Origin of the sequence: Calothrix sp. FACHB-168 (assembly GCF_963889195.1) — a bacterium.
GTDB lineage: Bacteria > Cyanobacteriota > Cyanobacteriia > Cyanobacteriales > Nostocaceae > Aulosira > Aulosira anomala_A.
Map to the genome: position 1 here is coordinate 1 of NZ_CAWPNJ010000029.1, position 16460 is coordinate 16460.

15 protein-coding genes are annotated in these 16460 nt (G+C 40.8%); 8 read left to right on the forward strand and 7 right to left on the reverse strand.

All coding sequences use genetic code 11. The annotated features are described in order from the left end of the window. Positions 1-168: 168 nt before the first annotated feature. Positions 169-1143 (reverse strand): alpha/beta hydrolase, encoded by a 975-nt coding sequence (locus tag AACW45_RS17805; protein WP_190633868.1) that lies wholly within the window; start codon positions 1141-1143, stop codon positions 169-171. A gap of 20 nt (positions 1144-1163) precedes the next feature. Then, complete coding sequence (locus AACW45_RS17810; RefSeq protein WP_190633870.1) at positions 1164-1775, reverse strand: hypothetical protein; 612 nt, start codon at positions 1773-1775, stop codon at positions 1164-1166. 362 nt (positions 1776-2137) lie between these two features. On the opposite strand from AACW45_RS17810, the gene AACW45_RS17815 reads away from it, so the two are divergent. After that, on the forward strand, positions 2138-3373 hold the full coding sequence (locus AACW45_RS17815) for an RNA-guided endonuclease InsQ/TnpB family protein (RefSeq protein ID WP_190633871.1): 1236 nt from the start codon (positions 2138-2140) through the stop codon (positions 3371-3373). 69 nt (positions 3374-3442) lie between these two features. Then, positions 3443-3931, forward strand: a complete 489-nt coding sequence (locus tag AACW45_RS17820; protein WP_190633873.1) for a biotin carboxylase — start codon at positions 3443-3445, stop codon at positions 3929-3931. Between the two features lie 258 nt (positions 3932-4189). On the opposite strand, the gene AACW45_RS17825 is transcribed toward AACW45_RS17820, so the two are convergent. From AACW45_RS17825 to upp, 3 genes are all read right to left on the reverse strand, one after another. After that, entirely contained in the window at positions 4190-4468 is a 279-nt protein-coding gene (locus tag AACW45_RS17825) for a YggT family protein (RefSeq protein ID WP_190546175.1), read from the reverse strand. Positions 4469-4600: 132 nt separating this feature from the next. Continuing rightward, complete coding sequence (locus AACW45_RS17830) at positions 4601-4954, reverse strand: hypothetical protein (protein WP_190633876.1); 354 nt, start codon at positions 4952-4954, stop codon at positions 4601-4603. An 86-nt stretch (positions 4955-5040) separates the two neighbouring features. Continuing rightward, positions 5041-5691, reverse strand: coding sequence for a uracil phosphoribosyltransferase (gene upp, locus AACW45_RS17835; RefSeq protein WP_190633878.1), 651 nt, complete (start codon positions 5689-5691; stop codon positions 5041-5043). Between the two features lie 555 nt (positions 5692-6246). On the opposite strand from upp, the gene crtH reads away from it, so the two are divergent. Beyond that, a complete protein-coding gene (gene crtH / locus AACW45_RS17840) occupies positions 6247-7749 on the forward strand; it encodes a carotenoid isomerase (RefSeq protein ID WP_190633880.1) in 1503 nt (500 codons plus the stop codon). A gap of 46 nt (positions 7750-7795) precedes the next feature. Here crtH and AACW45_RS17845 read toward each other — a convergent pair whose 3' ends face one another. Next, the gene (locus AACW45_RS17845; RefSeq protein WP_190633882.1) at positions 7796-8305 is read right to left on the reverse strand and encodes a putative signal transducing protein; all 510 of its coding nucleotides are present in this window, start codon (positions 8303-8305) and stop codon (positions 7796-7798) included. A gap of 1224 nt (positions 8306-9529) precedes the next feature. Here AACW45_RS17845 and AACW45_RS17850 point away from each other — a divergent pair. From AACW45_RS17850 to AACW45_RS17860, 3 genes are all read left to right on the forward strand, one after another. Beyond that, positions 9530-10735, forward strand: coding sequence for a glycosyltransferase family protein (locus AACW45_RS17850; RefSeq protein ID WP_190633885.1), 1206 nt, complete (start codon positions 9530-9532; stop codon positions 10733-10735). 125 nt (positions 10736-10860) lie between these two features. Then, positions 10861-12108: a glycosyltransferase gene (locus AACW45_RS17855; protein ID WP_190634014.1), complete on the forward strand. Its 1248-nt coding sequence runs from the start codon at positions 10861-10863 to the stop codon at positions 12106-12108. Positions 12109-12111: 3 nt separating this feature from the next. Further along, entirely contained in the window at positions 12112-13293 is a 1182-nt protein-coding gene (locus tag AACW45_RS17860; RefSeq protein ID WP_190633887.1) for a glycosyltransferase family 4 protein, read from the forward strand. Here the strand turns inward: AACW45_RS17860 and AACW45_RS17865 are convergent. Continuing rightward, positions 13268-13432 carry a hypothetical protein gene (locus AACW45_RS17865; RefSeq protein WP_242045714.1) on the reverse strand — a complete coding sequence of 55 codons (165 nt, stop codon included), beginning with the start codon at positions 13430-13432 and terminating at the stop codon, positions 13268-13270. The two genes, AACW45_RS17860 and AACW45_RS17865, sit on opposite strands and share 26 nt — an antisense overlap. Between AACW45_RS17865 and AACW45_RS17870 the strand changes: the two genes are divergently transcribed. Beyond that, positions 13426-15255, forward strand: coding sequence for an ABC transporter transmembrane domain-containing protein (locus AACW45_RS17870; protein ID WP_190633889.1), 1830 nt, complete (start codon positions 13426-13428; stop codon positions 15253-15255). The two genes, AACW45_RS17865 and AACW45_RS17870, sit on opposite strands and share 7 nt — an antisense overlap. Before the next feature lie 2 nt (positions 15256-15257). Continuing rightward, on the forward strand, positions 15258-16295 hold the full coding sequence (locus AACW45_RS17875; RefSeq protein WP_190633891.1) for a phosphotransferase: 1038 nt from the start codon (positions 15258-15260) through the stop codon (positions 16293-16295). Positions 16296-16460 lie beyond the last annotated feature (165 nt).

The following is a 16460-nucleotide window of genomic DNA, read 5'->3' on the forward strand; positions in this document are numbered from 1 at the left end:
CGCTTTCTGCGATTTCAATCTTGAACGGACGGCTCATGGGCATCTAAAATTATTGGGTTTGCACTCTCCTCATTATATGCAGCTTCATATTTAATTGGTATTAATGAGTTAGTCAATTCTGAATCAGAACTGCAATGTCTTACTATAGAGGGATAAGATTCTCTTGATTTAATTGCGATCGCAACTTTTGACAATATGCAAAATTGCTTTGACAATCAACTCTGGTTGATCGATCCAAACAAAATGACTACTTCTATCAGTTTGAATTTGTATAGAATTTGTAGATAAATTCATTAATTCATCGTGCATTTTGTCGCGTAAATCGTTAGCGGCTTTACCTGGTAAAAGTAGCGTCCAAAAAGAAGGATGAAAAAAAGTATTAGCTTTAATATTAATTATAGGTAATTCCCCAAAATCTTTAGCTGGCTGAACTTGGCGACTACTATTATCTAAATTTAAGATTTCCCGGCTCATGGTAATCCAGTGTTTAGGACGACAAAAAGAACGCTTAACTGATTTGAGAGTTTTTTTGGGAAATTTCGCTAATTCACGCTTGATGAGTTCAAATGTGCCAATCAATTTCAGTAATCTGACAATACCGAGAACTGAGCCTAAAAAGGACATCACAAAGCCGGAAAGAAAAAAGTATTTCAGACATTGTAAATTGATAGGCATTTTCAACATACCTGTTTCATGGAGTCCATCGGTAAGTACCATGCCGATAACTTTGTGGGGAAATCGCTTTGCATACAAGCGCACGTTATAGCTACCGAAGGAATTACCCACGAGAATATAAGGGGGTTCAATTCCGGCTTGGGTTAAGAGACAATCGAGTTCTGTGACGATTTGCTGACTGGTTCGGGGATAAGGACTATGGTCGCTCCAACCATAGCCAGCGCGATCGTAAATACAAACTTTTGTCAGCTTGGCTATCTCTGGAAGCAGTAAATAACCTTCAATTCCGCCTAAACTGTGGTCGATTACCACTGTCGGCCCGGATTCGCCGGCTGTGTAAAGGTGTAGGTTATAACCACCTACATCAATGAGCTTTCCTGGTGGGGGGTGACGATCTTCGAGCAAGCAAGCGATCGCCTGATAGCAAGTTGTAGCCAACAGTATCATACTGTTGATAGATGGCAACATATTGTAAATATGTTTGATTACTAGTTTTTACACCAGCGCCAATTATAACGGTTCCATTCGTAAATTCCTTGAATTTCATATTCAGCACCATTATTGAAGCGGACAATACAATTGCTACAGGAAGCATCGCCATTCTGAATTTCCGCAACTTGTAGCACCACACAAGCGAACCATTCTCGCTTACAGGGGCCATCATCTTGCACCCATTCCCACATCGCATTGGAAATTTCAATGCGATCGCCCGCTTTTAATTTGAGCGCATCCTCAAAATATACATATTTATCAAAATGATATGCCTGAAGGCGATTGAGCCATTGCAAACCGTAACGTTCCCGAATAAATTGTACTTCTCCAGAATCTGACGCATTCAGCCAATCATTCAAGAATTGCGCTTTCCAGTTACCATTGTCTTGTTCGTGTGTTTTCACGAATTGCAAAAATGCTGCTAACTCTTCTGAGGTCAGTTCATCTAAGGGATTAGCAATTTCTAGCACCCCACAATGAGAATTTTCGGGAATTTGCTCAATTACTTGCAGTAGTATCTGTTTCTGTGTCTCAGTGAGAGGACAGCTGGCTACATCACAACACTTAAAGGCTGCTTGCAAAGCTGCTTTAATCTCATCCGGAGTCATAAGTTAATAGCAAGTTAAGGGTTGTTTTCCCTAATTATTACAAAAGTTTAATCAAAGTCTCCAATATCTTTTGGTTAGTTGTCAGTTGTTAGAGACGCGATAACCCTTGTCTGTACAATGGTCAATGGTCAATAGTCACTTCACTTCATACGGATTGAGACAGGTATACCGATGGCTGTGTTAGTGATATATCTAAGAAAACAGCAAACAATAAATTATAAGGACACTCGTTGAAAACCTTGTGGCTTCAGCCCAAGGATGAAAACGGTTTAAAAAGTTTACTTTTCTGTGATGCTTTCTTTTTCTTGATGTATTTATGTCGGTTATGATAACATAAATATGTGGTTAATTGGTCGATACCCATGATTGTCTACGAGTTCAAAGTCAAGGGAAAAGAAAAGCAATATCAAGCAATAGATGAAGCAATTCGTACTAGCCAATTCATTCAAAACAAGTGCTTACGCTACTGGATGGATAACAAAGATGTTGGTAGGTATGACCTCAATAAATACTGTGCGGTATTAGCGGCTGAATTTCCCTTTGCTGATGAATTAAACTCAATGGCTAGACAATCTGCGGCTGAACGTTGTTGGAGTGCGATAGCTCGGTTTTACGATAACTGCAAGCGGAAGATTAAAGGTAAAAAGGGTTTTCCGAAGTTTAAGAAAAACTGCCGTTCAGTTGAATATAAATCATCTGGGTGGAAGCTTTCAACAAATCGAAAAGCTATAACCTTTTCAGACAAAAAAGGTATTGGAACCCTGAAATTAAAGGGAACTTATGATCTTAATTACTATGACATCAAGCAAATTAAGCGAGTGCGTTTATTGCGCCGTGCTGATGGGTATTATGCTCAGTTTGCAGTTGATGTTGATGGGCGAATAGAAACTCAACCCACAAATCAAGTAGTGGGTCTTGACTTGGGTTTGAAATACTTCATTGCCGACAACAAAGGTAATGTAGAATCATCACCCCAGTTCTACCGTAAGTCAGAAAAACAGTTAAACCGCGCCAACCGCAAGAAGTCTAAAAAGTTCAGTCAACAGAGAAAAAAAGCCAAACAACGGCAATCAAACAATTACCACAAAGCTAGAAATAGATATGCTCGGAAACATTTAAAAGTAAGTAGGCAACGAAAAGAGTATTGCAAGAGACTGGCATACTCCGTCATCCAATCTAACGATTTGGTAGCCTATGAAGATTTAAATGTGAAGGGTTTGGTTCGGAATCGACATCTAGCTAAATCAATTAGTGATGCTGGTTGGTACACTTTCCGCAGTTGGTTAGAGTATTTTGGTCACAAGTATGGGAAGGTGACTGTTGCAGTTCCCCCTCACAACACAAGCCAGAATTGCTCTAACTGTGGCGAGAAGGTGAAAAAATCTCTGTCTACCAGGACTCATATTTGCCCTCATTGCGGATATGTAGAAGACAGAGACATTAATGCAGCAATCAACATTTTGAGATTAGGACTCAGTACCGTGGGGCACACGGGAACTTACGCTACAGGAGATTTGCCCTCTTGGGCGATTGGCTCAAGCCTGTCGTCTAACGGTGAGTCTGTGAATGTAGAATCCCCTGGCTTTCCGATTAAGTGAGCAAAGCGATACTTAATCAGCCAGGGGAGTGTCAACCCGTAGAAACCTTGGTAAGATTAGTTTTTAGATATGAAAAACAAAAGTAGCAGCAAATCTTGGTTAAATTTACTAGACTTAGCTAAGTCACTTTATCCCAGAGAAATTAAGGTAATTTTTGTGTCTTGTCTCATCAGTGTTTTTCTCTGGATATTTACTCCCCCGGCTGTAGCGCTGACACAAATTAAACTCTTTGATATTTCTTATAAAGACTGTCCCCCAGAACTGGCGGAAGGTGCTGTCATTAGTAGCGGTTCTGGAGCGGCTAACTGTTTTATTGTTACAGGTAAAGCTGAAAATGCGACATATAAAACCGTCTACGATGCAGATATTTTCGGACGGATTTATGATGCTAACAACGATCCTATACTCCAAAACCGCACTCGTTTAGGTTCAATTGCGGAGATACCACCAGGTATTAGTGATTTTGAATTGCGGATTTCTGTACCTGCAAACCAGCCAACCCCGTTGAAGCTGAAGCAGTTTAAAGCTGCTGGGTTTAGTGGTCAAGTGCGCAAGTAATGACCGAGACAATTTTGGATTTTAGATTTTAGATTTTAGATTAAATCCAAAATCTAAAATTGATTGACCTTGATTTAAACCAACATCAATCAACTGTAAAAATAAATTCTTAATCATCAAATAGGGTGGGTATTATCCACCCTATTTTCCATCAGCTGCACAATAGTGATTAGATAATATAGCGGTTTCCAATCCAATGAAGTAGAGGAAAAATTTATTTACCACAGATGAACACAGATGAATTCATCGCTCAGTAGACTAGAAAGGGCTATAAGTTAACTTTTGCAAAATCGGTAGCAGCCAGTCGCCAATGAATTGCAGTAGCAAGAAGGCGATGATGGGAGAAAAATCTATACCGCCCAGTGGGGGAATAATGGAGCGGAAAAGATTGAGATAAGGGTCAGTGATCTGGGCTAAAGCCGCAAATGGTTGACTGTAAAAGTCAATATTGGGGAACCAGGTCAAAAGAACCCGAATAATCAGTAAAACAGTATAAATCTGGATGAAAGTAGCCAGTGTGGTAATCAGTAGATTCATGGATAGCTTGGTTTTGGGCTAAGTTGACAAACAAGGTCTTATCATAGATTTTAATTTAGTCTCGGTCATGGCGTCTGCTATTAGTGTTGGCACATAGCACCACACTTAAGCGCTGCACCAAGTCGTAATTATCTAAGAATCCTTTGTCAAAGAACGCTCGTTTACTGCTTGGGGTGCAGTGCCATTGACATTGCCGAGTTGCTTACGTACCTCATCTATTGTGGCATTTAGCTGGGCAATTTTATCTTCTAGCGATCGCCTTGCTGTTTCCATTTCTAATCCTTCTGTTTGAGAAGGTGACATTTGACGCCTTTTTCCAGCTATTTTTCGGTTTTCTTCGGCGTTGGGTGTCAGTTCTGGTTCTTCTTCTCCTGTTAATTCTAAATCTTGACGATTAGCAATCAAAGAGCCGACAACGCCACCAACAACACTACCGAAAATTGCTCCGGCCAAAAATCCACTGAAAAAACCATCACGCTGACTCATATCCTTAACCGCCTTGACGAAACTTTGGGACTTTTATACTAGTAATCCTAGTTAAAGTTATTTTCCTACCCTAGCTGCATAGTAGCTTAAGTCCCGTAGGTGCGATCGCCTGCATCTCCTAATCCCGGTACAATAAATCCTCGGTCATTGACTGTTTCATCAATGGTAGCCGTGTAAATAATTAAACCTGGATAAGCAGCGCTGAGTTTTTGCAAAGCTGGTGGAGCCGCTACTACGCAAACAATTCTGGTTAATGATGGATCTATGCCACGTTGTGTCAATTCTGCCATTGCTGCCATCATTGAACCGCCTGTAGCCAACATCGGATCGGTAATTAATACCCTTGTTTGCGGATCGAATTTTTCTGGTAATTTGTTGAGGTAACACATAGGTTGTAGTGTTTCCTCGTCGCGGACTAAGCCCAAATGATAAATCGAAGCTAGGGGTAACAAAGTCTGCGCCCCTTCTAATAGCACTAATCCAGCCCGCAAAATTGGTACTACCGCCACAGGTACTTGTGGATCGATTAAAGTCGCTGGCGTAGAATCTAAAGGAGTTTCTACCGTCGTTTCTTGCGTCGGTAACCACTCTCTTGCAGCTTCATAGGTTAACCATCTTCCTAACTCTACCATCGCACTGCGGAATAATACCGAGGGTGTGGCAGCATCACGAGCAACTGCTAACCAGTGCTTAATTAGAGGATGGGGTGGAACATAAACACGCAGTTGTAGCGTCATAGCCAAAAATCGGCGTTTTTAATATATATGAACTGAAACATCATGATACTCTGTCCTGCCTCTGACTGGCAGCTAAAATCCACAACCTCAAAATTATTGATAATCTTTTGCATTAACAGTTGACAGCCATTCTCAATCAAGGTTATATTATTAATCAGTGTTCTCCTCTCTTTAAGGATCGGCAGACGGGATTAGCCAGCAGTAGCAGGCTCGTCCCTCTTTTTTTGTCAGAGAAATCGACATATTTGACATTTAAAAAGAACAAGCCCAGGAAAATAGATAGACTTTTTTGGAAAATTAAATAAAAATTCCCTCATCAATGAAATTTTGAGCGACAATTGAGCGATTTAATCTATACAAGCCCATCAGATTAAATTGGTTAACTAGGAGATTTGCTGTTAAAAGTAATATGGGCTACAATTTTGAGAAAAGTTTTATGTAATACCTGAAGACTGCTTGCTAATTTTGGAATTTGCATCAAAATTAATTTGTCAGTATACTGCTCAAGGCTAACTATTCTGTTTTTGAATTTTGAATTTTGAATTTTAAATTATTATGACTTCTAGTTCCTTATTTGATGTAATTGTCATTGGCTCTGGGATTGGGGGATTAGTCACCGCAAGCCAGCTAGCCGCAAAGGGAGCTAAAGTACTGGTTTTAGAAAGCTATATCATACCTGGTGGTAGTGCGGGCTATTTTGAACGCCAAGGTTATCGTTTTGATGTAGGAGCATCAATGATTTTTGGTATGGGTGACAAGGGAACGACAAATTTACTCACCCGCGCCCTTGATGCTGTGAACGTTAGCATCGAAACAATAGCCGACCCCGTACAGATTCACTACCATCTACCTGATGGTTTAGATTTGAAAGTTGACCGCATTTATGAAAAATTTTTGCAAAATCTTGGTGAATATTTTCCGCAAGAAAGATATGGGATTCGTAGGTTTTATGACGAATGTTGGCAAGTTTTTCATTGCTTAAACAGTATAGAGTTACTGTCATTAGAAGAACCTCGGTATTTGCTGCGGGTATTTTTACAACATCCTTTAGCTTGTTTGGGATTAGCTAAATATTTGCCACAAAATGCAGGAGATGTGGCGCGACGCTACATCAAAAACCCGTTATTGTTGAAATTTATTGATATGGAATGTTATTGCTGGTCGGTAGTTCCAGCCAATATGACACCCATGATTAATGCGGGAATGGTATTTTCTGATAGACATTATGGTGGAGTGAATTATCCCAAAGGTGGAGTAGGAACAATTGCTCAAGCATTAGTTAGCGGTTTAGAAAAAGCTGGGGGAACAATTAAGTATCAAGCAAGAGTAAAGCAGATTATCACCGAAAAAGGCCAAGCTATAGGTGTTAAACTGGCTAATGGTGAAATCTATCGGGGTAAACGCATAGTTTCTAATGCTACACGCTGGGATACTTTTGAAAAATTATTACCTGTAGATGCCATACCCCATAATGAGAAAAAGTGGCAACAAACTTATCAGAAATCACCCAGCTTTTTGAGTTTGCACATGGGGGTTGAGCAGTCGGTTCTACCACCAGGAAGCGAATGTCATCATATATTGTTAGAAGATTGGCAGAAAATGACTGTCTCCCAAGGCACAATTTTTGTGTCAATTCCAACTTTGCTTGACCCAGATTTAGCGCCAGAGGGTTATCACATCATTCATGCTTTTACCCCTGATTGGCTAGATAATTGGCAAGGATTAAGTGAAAGTGAGTATGAGACTAAGAAAGAAGCCGCAGCATGGGGAATTATTGAGCGATTAGAGCAGATTTTCCCTGGTTTAACTGCGGGATTGGATTATTTAGAAGTAGGAACACCCCGCACTCATCGCCGCTTTTTGGGACGACAAGACGGTACTTATGGCCCTATTCCCCGACGCAAGTTATGGGGGTTATTGGGGATGCGATTTAACCGCACAGCGATTCCAGGATTGTACTGTGTAGGGGATAGTACGTTTCCTGGTCAAGGATTAAATGCTGTCGCTTTTTCTGGCTTTGCTTGTGCCCATAGAATTGCTGTAGATTTGGGGTTGTAGTCATTTGTCATTGGTCATTTGTCATTGGTCATTGGATTTAGGTTTATTAAGAGAAGATTGTCCAGAGGATCATGAGATTTAGTAGGTTGATGAGTAAGGCTGTGATGACTTTCCATAGTCTATTTTGACTGATGCGATCGCGAGTACGAGACAGTAGCAATTGCAGTAATAGCCACAGGGAATATAGTTGAAAGGGTAAAAAAATCAGAATTAAACCAATCACAGCGACTTTAAAGGCTCTGTCTGCTGTTTGGTCTGCCCAGGAAACTTGGATAATATCATCATCATCTACATCTTCTGCTGTCGTTTCCTCACCTTCAGCAGCAGATTCAACTTCTAAGTTGCTTGACCCTAAAATAAACTTAGCTTGTGCTGCGTCTTGTTCATGGACTTGCAGTTTAATCCAGCCGACAGCAACAGTTAAATGCCATGCTAAGTCTACGGTAGACTCGTTTGCTAAATAACAGCTAATACCTTCAGCTTCTAGAAGTTGTTTTGCGAGGTTGGCTTCTAAAGAGTTGTTATAGGTGGCTACTGTGACAAAATTATTAGCCATAGGTTGTAGCTAAATTTTTCCAACAATTGCGATCGCCATTTGCAAATACCTGGGTGGATAGTCGCTTCTTGTGCTGAATTACATATACAGTAGCGTCCGCATAGGAATTATAGCAATCTGCGTACAAGTTGCAAACAGGTTGCTTGTCAATCAATTTTGATTGCTGTATTTTTCTAGCTAATTATGAAATATATATTTTTAGTTGAGTTTAACACAATTGGGTGCCAATACTGCTCGGTTAAGCTCAAAAACCTTAACCCCCGTAGGTTGGGGAGCCACTGCGTTGGACGGGTTTCCCGGCTTGTTCGCCGGAGGCGTTCCCGCAGGGTAGCAAGTGGCGTTTGAGGAACGTAGACGCGGAGCGGCTTCCCGCAGGGTAACCCAACATTTGGGTAGCTCTGTTGGGTTTCGCAGAGCCTCAACCCAACCTACAATTTTCTAATTATGAAATATATATTTTTAGTTTATTTTAACAGAATTGGGTGCAATCATTCCTTTAACTATAGGAATCTGCTTTGATTCGGTGAAATCATTGGGGTGGGAAGGGAACAGGGAAGAAGGAATCAAAGTGTACTGTTTTTTTTTAGAAATTAAATATGAGTATTATACATTGCTATTTAGGTTAATTTTCGCTAGTTCATTGATGCAGTAAACATGAGAATTTTTTCATCTAATTCTCATGAAATTTGGATTAACAATTGTTAGGCTAAAAAATAGTTTTAAACTTGCATTAAAGATTCAATAAGGTTTTGTTAATCTAATTTTGCGAGTTAAACGCCGAAAAATGCAGAAAATAGCGTCAATTAACCAAAAAAGAAATGAATTACAACATTAGACTCGCTTTTACAGTAATATTTTTAATGTTATTCATTCATGGTAATTATGTCAAATGTTGAGCCAAAAATGATATAGACAGAATTAATTTAAAATTGTTCCTGAATTGAGAAATCATTTGGTAAAACCTGACATTTATGCATCACAGATGTATGTAGAATCTCATGAGAATTTCCAATTGAGACTCGCACAATAAATTAAAAACGTGATGCAAAAGTGCTGATAGATGATAAATTTCCTAAGTTTGGCTACGACTACGGAACCAAAATTAATAGCCAATCATCCTTCCTTAGGAAGATATATTTTGCTCTGTTATATGCTTAAGAACACAAAGCATCAAGACGGCAAATTCTTTACAAAATTACGACAGATTTGGGTCAGGAATGCACTATGAAAAAATGTAAGTTGCGGATTGCTTTATATTCTCACGACACAATGGGGCTAGGACACAAACGCCGAAATTTTTTGATTGCGCAAACTTTAGGCTGTTCTCACCTAGATATTGATGTTTTAATGATTAGTGGGATTCAAGATGCTAGCAATGTACCCACACCTCCTGGTGTAGATTGTTTGACTCTACCTGCTTTGCATAAAAATATTGATGGACAATATCAAGCACGCAGATTGGATCTATCTTTGCAAGAGATTATTACATTGCGATCGCAAGTTATTTTAACTACGATTAAAGCTTTTCAACCGGATATTTTCATTGTAGATAACGTTCCGCGCGGTGCAGTGGGTGAGTTAGATCCCACACTTGCATATTTACGCACCCAAGGAAAAACACACTGCATATTAGGTTTACGGGATATTTTAGATGAACCGGCTTGTGTGCGTCGAGATTGGAAGCGTGCTGGTAATGAAGAGGTGATTCAAACATATTACGATCGCGTTTGGGTATATGGCGATCGCGCAATTTATGATTTAGCACAAGAGTATAAATTCCAGCCAAAAACTCTGGCGAAAATCCGCTATACAGGCTACCTAGACCAACGTAGTCGGCTAAAATTCATGGATATTGAAGGGGTTCAAGCATTTAAATCTCTCAATCTCCCCTTAGAAAGAATAGCATTATGCTTGGCAGGTGGGGGACAGGATGGAGCGCTGTTAGCAGAAACCTTTGCCCATGCCGAATTGCCACGGGGAATGAATGGTATTATCTTAACAGGGCCGTTTATGCCGCGAGAATTCCGGCAAAAACTCCAAAATTACGCAGCAAAACGCGATAATTTGCGGGTTTTGGAATATCTAACCGAACCAACCCTACTGTTAAATCGTGCTGAACGGGTAATTTCGATGGGTGGTTACAATACCACTTGTGAATTGTTGTCATTTCAAAAGCGATCGCTGATTGTACCCCGAATTAAACCCCGAAAAGAGCAATTAATTCGTACTGAACGCTTACAAGAACTTGGTTTAATTGATATGTTGCATCCGCAGCATTTAACATCTCAAGCATTGACAGACTGGTTAATGAGTGAAAGCGAACCACCCCAAACCCGTAACCTTGTCGATCTCAATGGACTAACTCGGATTCTCCAATTTGTTGATGAAATCCTCATTTCAAATCATCATTCATCACAACAAGCTTCTTGAATACAAGAAACCATAAACTGCGTACAGCAGAACGAATAAAACAACTTGATTCCCAGTCAACAGTCAACAGTCAACAGTCAACCGTCAACAGTCAACCGTCAACAGTCAACCGTCAAAATTTTATCATGCGTGTTGGTTACGTTGTTAAACGTTATCCTCGATATTCTGAAACCTTCGTAGTCAATGAAATTTTGGCTCATGAAGCAGTCGGGTTAGATATTGAAATTTTTGCTCTCAGGCCACCCTGTGATACTCACTTTCAAAATATCATTTCTCAGGTGCGTGCGCCTGTAAATTATATTCGCAAGCCAATGCAAGGAAGGATGAGCAATTTCTTGAATAGTCTTGCACCTACAGCCGCTAGCTATTTTTGGGCAGAATTACAAGAAGTGAGTCAAGTTATCCCCGATTTTTGGACAAAATTGGCTTTTGGACTAGGGGAACCAGCCAGCACCGTCTATCAAGCTGCGTGGTTAGCAAGGGAAGCGCGACTCAAAGGAATTACCCATTTACACGCGCACTTTGGTACTGTTGCCACAAGTGTAACTCGCCTGGCATCTCACTTTACAGGCATTCCCTACACCTTTACTGCCCATGCGAAAGATATCTTTCATGAAAGCGTGGAATTTGCAGATATGGAACGCAAACTTGAGGATGCGGCTACTGTTGTCACTATTAGTGACTATAATCTCAATTATTTACAAGCAACCTACGGTATCGCGGCTAATAAAGTTAAGCGCATTTACAATGGTTTAGATTTGCGACAATTAGAATATTCTAGTCCTGTGGATCGTCCTCCTGTAATTATTTCCGTCGGGCGGTTGATTGAAAAGAAAGGCTTATCTGTGTTGATTGCTGCTTGTGAGATTCTCAAGCAGAAAAATTATGAGTTTCGATGTCAAATTGTTGGTACTGGGTCGTTAGAATTGACCTTAAAGCGGCAAATTAAAGATTTAGGGCTGGAATCTGTGGTAGAAATTATCGGCCCTCGTCCGCAAAATGATGTGTTTCAATTAGTGCAGCAAGCTGCGGTGTTTGCAGCGCCTTATGTAATTGGTAAAGATGGGAATCGGGATGGCTTACCAACTGTTTTACTAGAAGCGATGGCTTTGGGAACGCCTTGTGTGAGTACTAATGTGACGGGAATTCCGGAATTGGTAGGGGATGGCCAGACTGGATTAATTGTACCCCAACATGATGCAGAAAAATTAGCGATCGCTCTAGGGCAGTTCCTCACAGATCCAGTTTTGCGGGTGAAGTTGTCAATGCAGGCTAGGCAATTAATTGAGTCTGAGTTTGATATTTATCGGAATACGGAGGTATTACGAGAATTATTTCTCACGCGGAGGCGCAGAGGCGCAGAGGAGGTATAAAAGATGAGAATTGCATATATTTGTGCCGATCCGGGTATACCTGTTTTTGGGCAAAAGGGATGCTCGATTCATGTGCAGGAGGTAATACGAGCATTTTTAGAAAAAGGTCAGGAAGTGGGATTATTTGCTACTCGGTTGGGGGGCGATTTACCCGCAGATTTAAGGAATATTTGGGTGCATCAATTACCAGCTATTCCCAAAATAGAGCGATCGCAGCGAGAGCAACTTGCTTTAGGGATGAATCCTCATTTGCGGTTAAATTTGGAGAAATGTAGCCCTTTTGACTTGGTTTATGAGCGTTATTCGCTGTGGAGTTATAGCGCTATGGAATTTGCCCAATCTAGGGGAATTCCTGGTTTATTGGAGGTGAATTCGCCTTTAATTAGCGAACAATCCCAGCATCGCGGTTTAATTGATGATGCAACTGCAGAATCGGTAGCAAGACGGGTGTTTTCCGCCGCTACAGCTATCATTGCGGTTTCTGATGCGGTGAAAAGTTATTTGCTGAATTATGTTGATGCTAGCAAGATTTATGTCATCCCTAATGGTGTCAATCCTGACCGCTTTGCTACTATAACTGCGAGAAATCACGCAGAAGATTTTACAGTCGGGTTTGTCGGGAGTTTAAAACCTTGGCATGGATTGTCAATGCTCACGGAAGCTTTTAGTTTACTGCATCAACGTGTTCCCCATGCCAAACTGTTAATTGTGGGGGATGGCCCGGAACGGGAAAATCTGCAAAGAGAATTAGCTAGACGGGGGTTAGATATTTATACACAATTTACAGGTGCGGTGAATCCCGATGAAGTTCCCCAATTTTTAGCCGCGATGGATGTGGCTGTAGCACCTTACGCCCCCCAATCTAATTTTTACTTCTCGCCATTGAAAGTATATGAATATATGGCTATGGGTTTACCTGTAGTTGTCAGTCAAATTGGACAATTGACAGATTTAATTGAGCATGGGGTAAATGGTATGCTTTGTCCTCCTGGTGATGCGATCGCTTTAGCAGACACTTTAGAAACATTATGGCGATCGCCTCATCTGCGTCAAAGTTTAGGACAAGCAGCGCGAAAAACAGTTATAGCCAATCATACTTGGGATGCGATCGCGCAACAAATTCTTCAAATAGCGGAACTTCAAACGATAAATAACAGGTTTAGATCGTTGACGGTTGACGGTTGACGGTTGACTGTTGACTGTTGATTGTTGACTGTTGACTGTTGATTGTTGACTGTTGACTGTTGACTGTCGAAGTGTTGACAAGATTTTTGCATTTTGAGTTTCTATAAGATTTTTCTGGAGGTAATACAATAAGTGTCAAAAGCTCAAAAATCAGCGATTCCTGGTTTGTGGGGTGTACTGGGTTATTTCTGGCCTTACATTCGTCCCCAGTATGGACTAATTTTCATTTCTGCGATCGCTTTAATTGCAGATGTCGGATTGCGGGTGTTAGAACCTTGGCCTTTGAAGTTTGTGTTTGATTACGTTCTCTTACGGCGTGATAGGTTAAATGATATCCCCATTATCGCTGATTTAAACCCGATAACATTACTGACTGTCGCCGCCGTTGCAGTCTTAATCATTACCAGTTTACGCGCCCTAGCTGGCTATTGGAGTACTGTGAGTTTAGCTACAGTCGGTAGTCGGGTGATGGGGAAAGTCCGCAATCATTTGTATCGCCATTTACAAGATTTATCTTTGAATTATCACACCAAAGCCCGGAGTGGTGATTTAATTATCCGTGTGAGTAGCGATGCTAGCCGTTTACAAGAAGTGATGATTACGGCAGCATTACCCCTATTAGTCAGTATTCTCTCTTTATTTGGCATGATTGGGGTAATGTTATGGATGAATCACAGCCTCACTCTATTGTCACTGCTGACTTTACCGTTATTTTGGTTGGTGACTCATCGACTCAGCCAACGAATTAAGGATTCCTCATCTCAGCAACGCCAACAAGAAGGGGCGGTAGCGGCAACTGCTTCTGAGTCAATTGCAGCCATTAAACTAGTTAAAGCCCTATCTTTGCAAGATGCTTTTGCCAAAATATTTGCACAGCAAAATCACCAGAGTCTCAAAGAAAGCGTCAACACCCAACGATTAGCAGCACACTTAGAACGCACCGTTGATGCTGTGATTGCATTGGGAACAGCAATTGTTTTATGGTATGGCTCTTGGCTGGCGTTGCACGGTGCTTTAACTCCTGGGGATGTGCTGGTATTCATTACCTACCTCAAGAACGCCTTTAAGCCAGTGCAGAACTTTGCTAAATACACCGGACGATTAGCTAAAGCTGCGGCTTCAGGCGATCGCATTATCGATATCTTAAAACAAAAACCAGATATTGCTGATGCGTCAGATGCAGTTCCCGCACCGATTTTCCGAGGTGCTGTGCGTTTCGATCGCGTTGACTTTGCTTATGATTCAGGACAGATATTACTACAAGATATCAACTTAAAGATTCAACCAGGACAGCAAGTGGCGATTGTGGGAACTTCTGGTAGCGGTAAATCCACATTAGTCAGTTTACTATTGCGACTTTACGATCCAACTTCCGGGCGAGTGATGATTGAAGGGCGGGATATCAGAGAATATACATTAGCATCATTACGTCCGCAAATTAGCGTAGTTTTGCAAGATAGTCTGTTATTTGCTGCAACTATTCGCGAAAATATCGCCTATGGGATTGCTGGGGTATCGGATGCAGAAATTGAAGACGCAGCGCGTTTAGCTAATGCTCATGATTTTATCCAAGCTTTACCCCAAGGATACGATACTTTAGTTGGGGAGCGAGGCGCAACTCTTTCGGGGGGACAAAGACAAAGAATTGCGATCGCCCGTGCGGCTATTCGTCAAGCACCTATCTTGATTTTAGATGAACCGACTACCGGGTTAGATAAAGGTAACGAAAAAGCTGTGATTGATGCATTACAAAGATTAGCGCAAAATCGCACGACTTTTTTAATTACCCACGATCTGTATTTAGCGACTCGCGCCGATACAATTGTTTATTTGGAAAATGGGCGAGTAGTAGAACAAGGTTCTCATTTGCAATTGCTGCAACAAAATGGGCGTTATGCGGCTTTGTATCAGATGCAAAGCGCAATCAGAGATGAAGATTTTGCAGGTTTAGAGAGGGGTTAAGGATGGGATTGATTGATGATAAAATGCCGTTTTTATCAACAGCGATCGCTCCGGTACAGGTGGAAGCATGTTTTCGGGAATGTTTAGCGATCGCCCAAAATTGTCGCTTGCAAAAAGTCCGGGTTATTCGTCATAAATTGGGGCGGCGTTGTTTGATTGAATATGAGTTAATTAATCATGGAGGAGAAGTAATTACATTAATTGGTAAAGTCAGGGCGAAGGGGACAGATTTTCACAGTTATGAATTACAAAAATCTCTCTGGGAAGGGGGATTCGCTGATGATAGTGCTGATGGAATTTCTGTACCGGAACCTGTAGGAATAATTCCCCAATGGCAAATGTGGTTACAGCGCAAAGTTAAAGGGGAAGTTGCTACTAATTTACTATCAGCTACCGACAGACTTGTACAAGCCAAATTAATTGCTGAAGCAGCCCATAAATTACATCAAGCTAATATTATTCCTCGTCGTTATCATACGATGGCTGATGAACTAAGAATTCTGCATGAGCGGATTTCTTTAGTTATTCAACAATATCCAAAATGGCAAGATAGGTTAGAGAGAATCTTAGCAGCCAGTAATGATTTAGGACAAAATACACCAGAACCAAAAACCTGTGGTATTCATCGTGATTTTTATCCCGATCAAGTGATTATTAATGATTCTCGGTTGTATCTGCTTGACTTAGATTTATATTGTCAAGGGAATCCAGCCCTTGATATTGGTAATTTTATTGCCCATATTCAAGAATATAGCCTGAGGACTTTTGGCGATGCCCAAGTATTACAAGATTATGAAGATGTCTTGATTGCCAGATTTATGCAACTAACAGGCGATGAATTCTTGAAGGCAATTCAAGCTTATACTACTCTCACTTTAGTCAGACATATTTATATCAGTACCCAATTTAGTGAACGTCGTCCTTTTACAGAAGCGTTAATAAATTTATGTGAACAAAGATTGAAGATGATTTGTAATACTTCGACAAGCTCAGTACAAGTTCGTAATGACAACAGATTGTCAGGATTGTTATCAATTTAAGCTAGAAATAGCTCGAAATAGATAAATTATGTGTTGGGTTACCCTGCGGGAAGCCGCTCTGCGTCTACGTTCCTCAACCCAACCTACACCAATAACAAATGACAAATGACAAATGACAGCCCCTAATAATCATCTTTAATTACTCCAATACCAGCTTTGTGACTT

Bases quoted from the DNA above. Each gene is read 5' to 3' on its own strand.
- AACW45_RS17875 (WP_190633891.1), top strand. From the start codon at position 15,258: ATGGGATTGATTGATGATAAAATGCCGTTTTTATCAACAGCGATCGCT.
- AACW45_RS17815 (WP_190633871.1), top strand. From the start codon at position 2,138: ATGATTGTCTACGAGTTCAAAGTCAAGGGAAAAGAAAAGCAATATCAA.
- AACW45_RS17830 (WP_190633876.1), bottom strand. From the start codon at position 4,954: ATGAGTCAGCGTGATGGTTTTTTCAGTGGATTTTTGGCCGGAGCAATT.
- AACW45_RS17810 (WP_190633870.1), bottom strand. From the start codon at position 1,775: ATGACTCCGGATGAGATTAAAGCAGCTTTGCAAGCAGCCTTTAAGTGT.
- upp (WP_190633878.1), bottom strand. From the start codon at position 5,691: ATGACGCTACAACTGCGTGTTTATGTTCCACCCCATCCTCTAATTAAG.
- AACW45_RS17860 (WP_190633887.1), top strand. From the start codon at position 12,112: ATGAGAATTGCATATATTTGTGCCGATCCGGGTATACCTGTTTTTGGG.
- AACW45_RS17805 (WP_190633868.1), bottom strand. From the start codon at position 1,143: ATGTTGCCATCTATCAACAGTATGATACTGTTGGCTACAACTTGCTAT.
- AACW45_RS17855 (WP_190634014.1), top strand. From the start codon at position 10,861: ATGCGTGTTGGTTACGTTGTTAAACGTTATCCTCGATATTCTGAAACC.
- AACW45_RS17820 (WP_190633873.1), top strand. From the start codon at position 3,443: ATGAAAAACAAAAGTAGCAGCAAATCTTGGTTAAATTTACTAGACTTA.
- crtH (WP_190633880.1), top strand. From the start codon at position 6,247: ATGACTTCTAGTTCCTTATTTGATGTAATTGTCATTGGCTCTGGGATT.
- AACW45_RS17850 (WP_190633885.1), top strand. From the start codon at position 9,530: ATGAAAAAATGTAAGTTGCGGATTGCTTTATATTCTCACGACACAATG.
- AACW45_RS17825 (WP_190546175.1), bottom strand. From the start codon at position 4,468: ATGAATCTACTGATTACCACACTGGCTACTTTCATCCAGATTTATACT.
- AACW45_RS17845 (WP_190633882.1), bottom strand. From the start codon at position 8,305: ATGGCTAATAATTTTGTCACAGTAGCCACCTATAACAACTCTTTAGAA.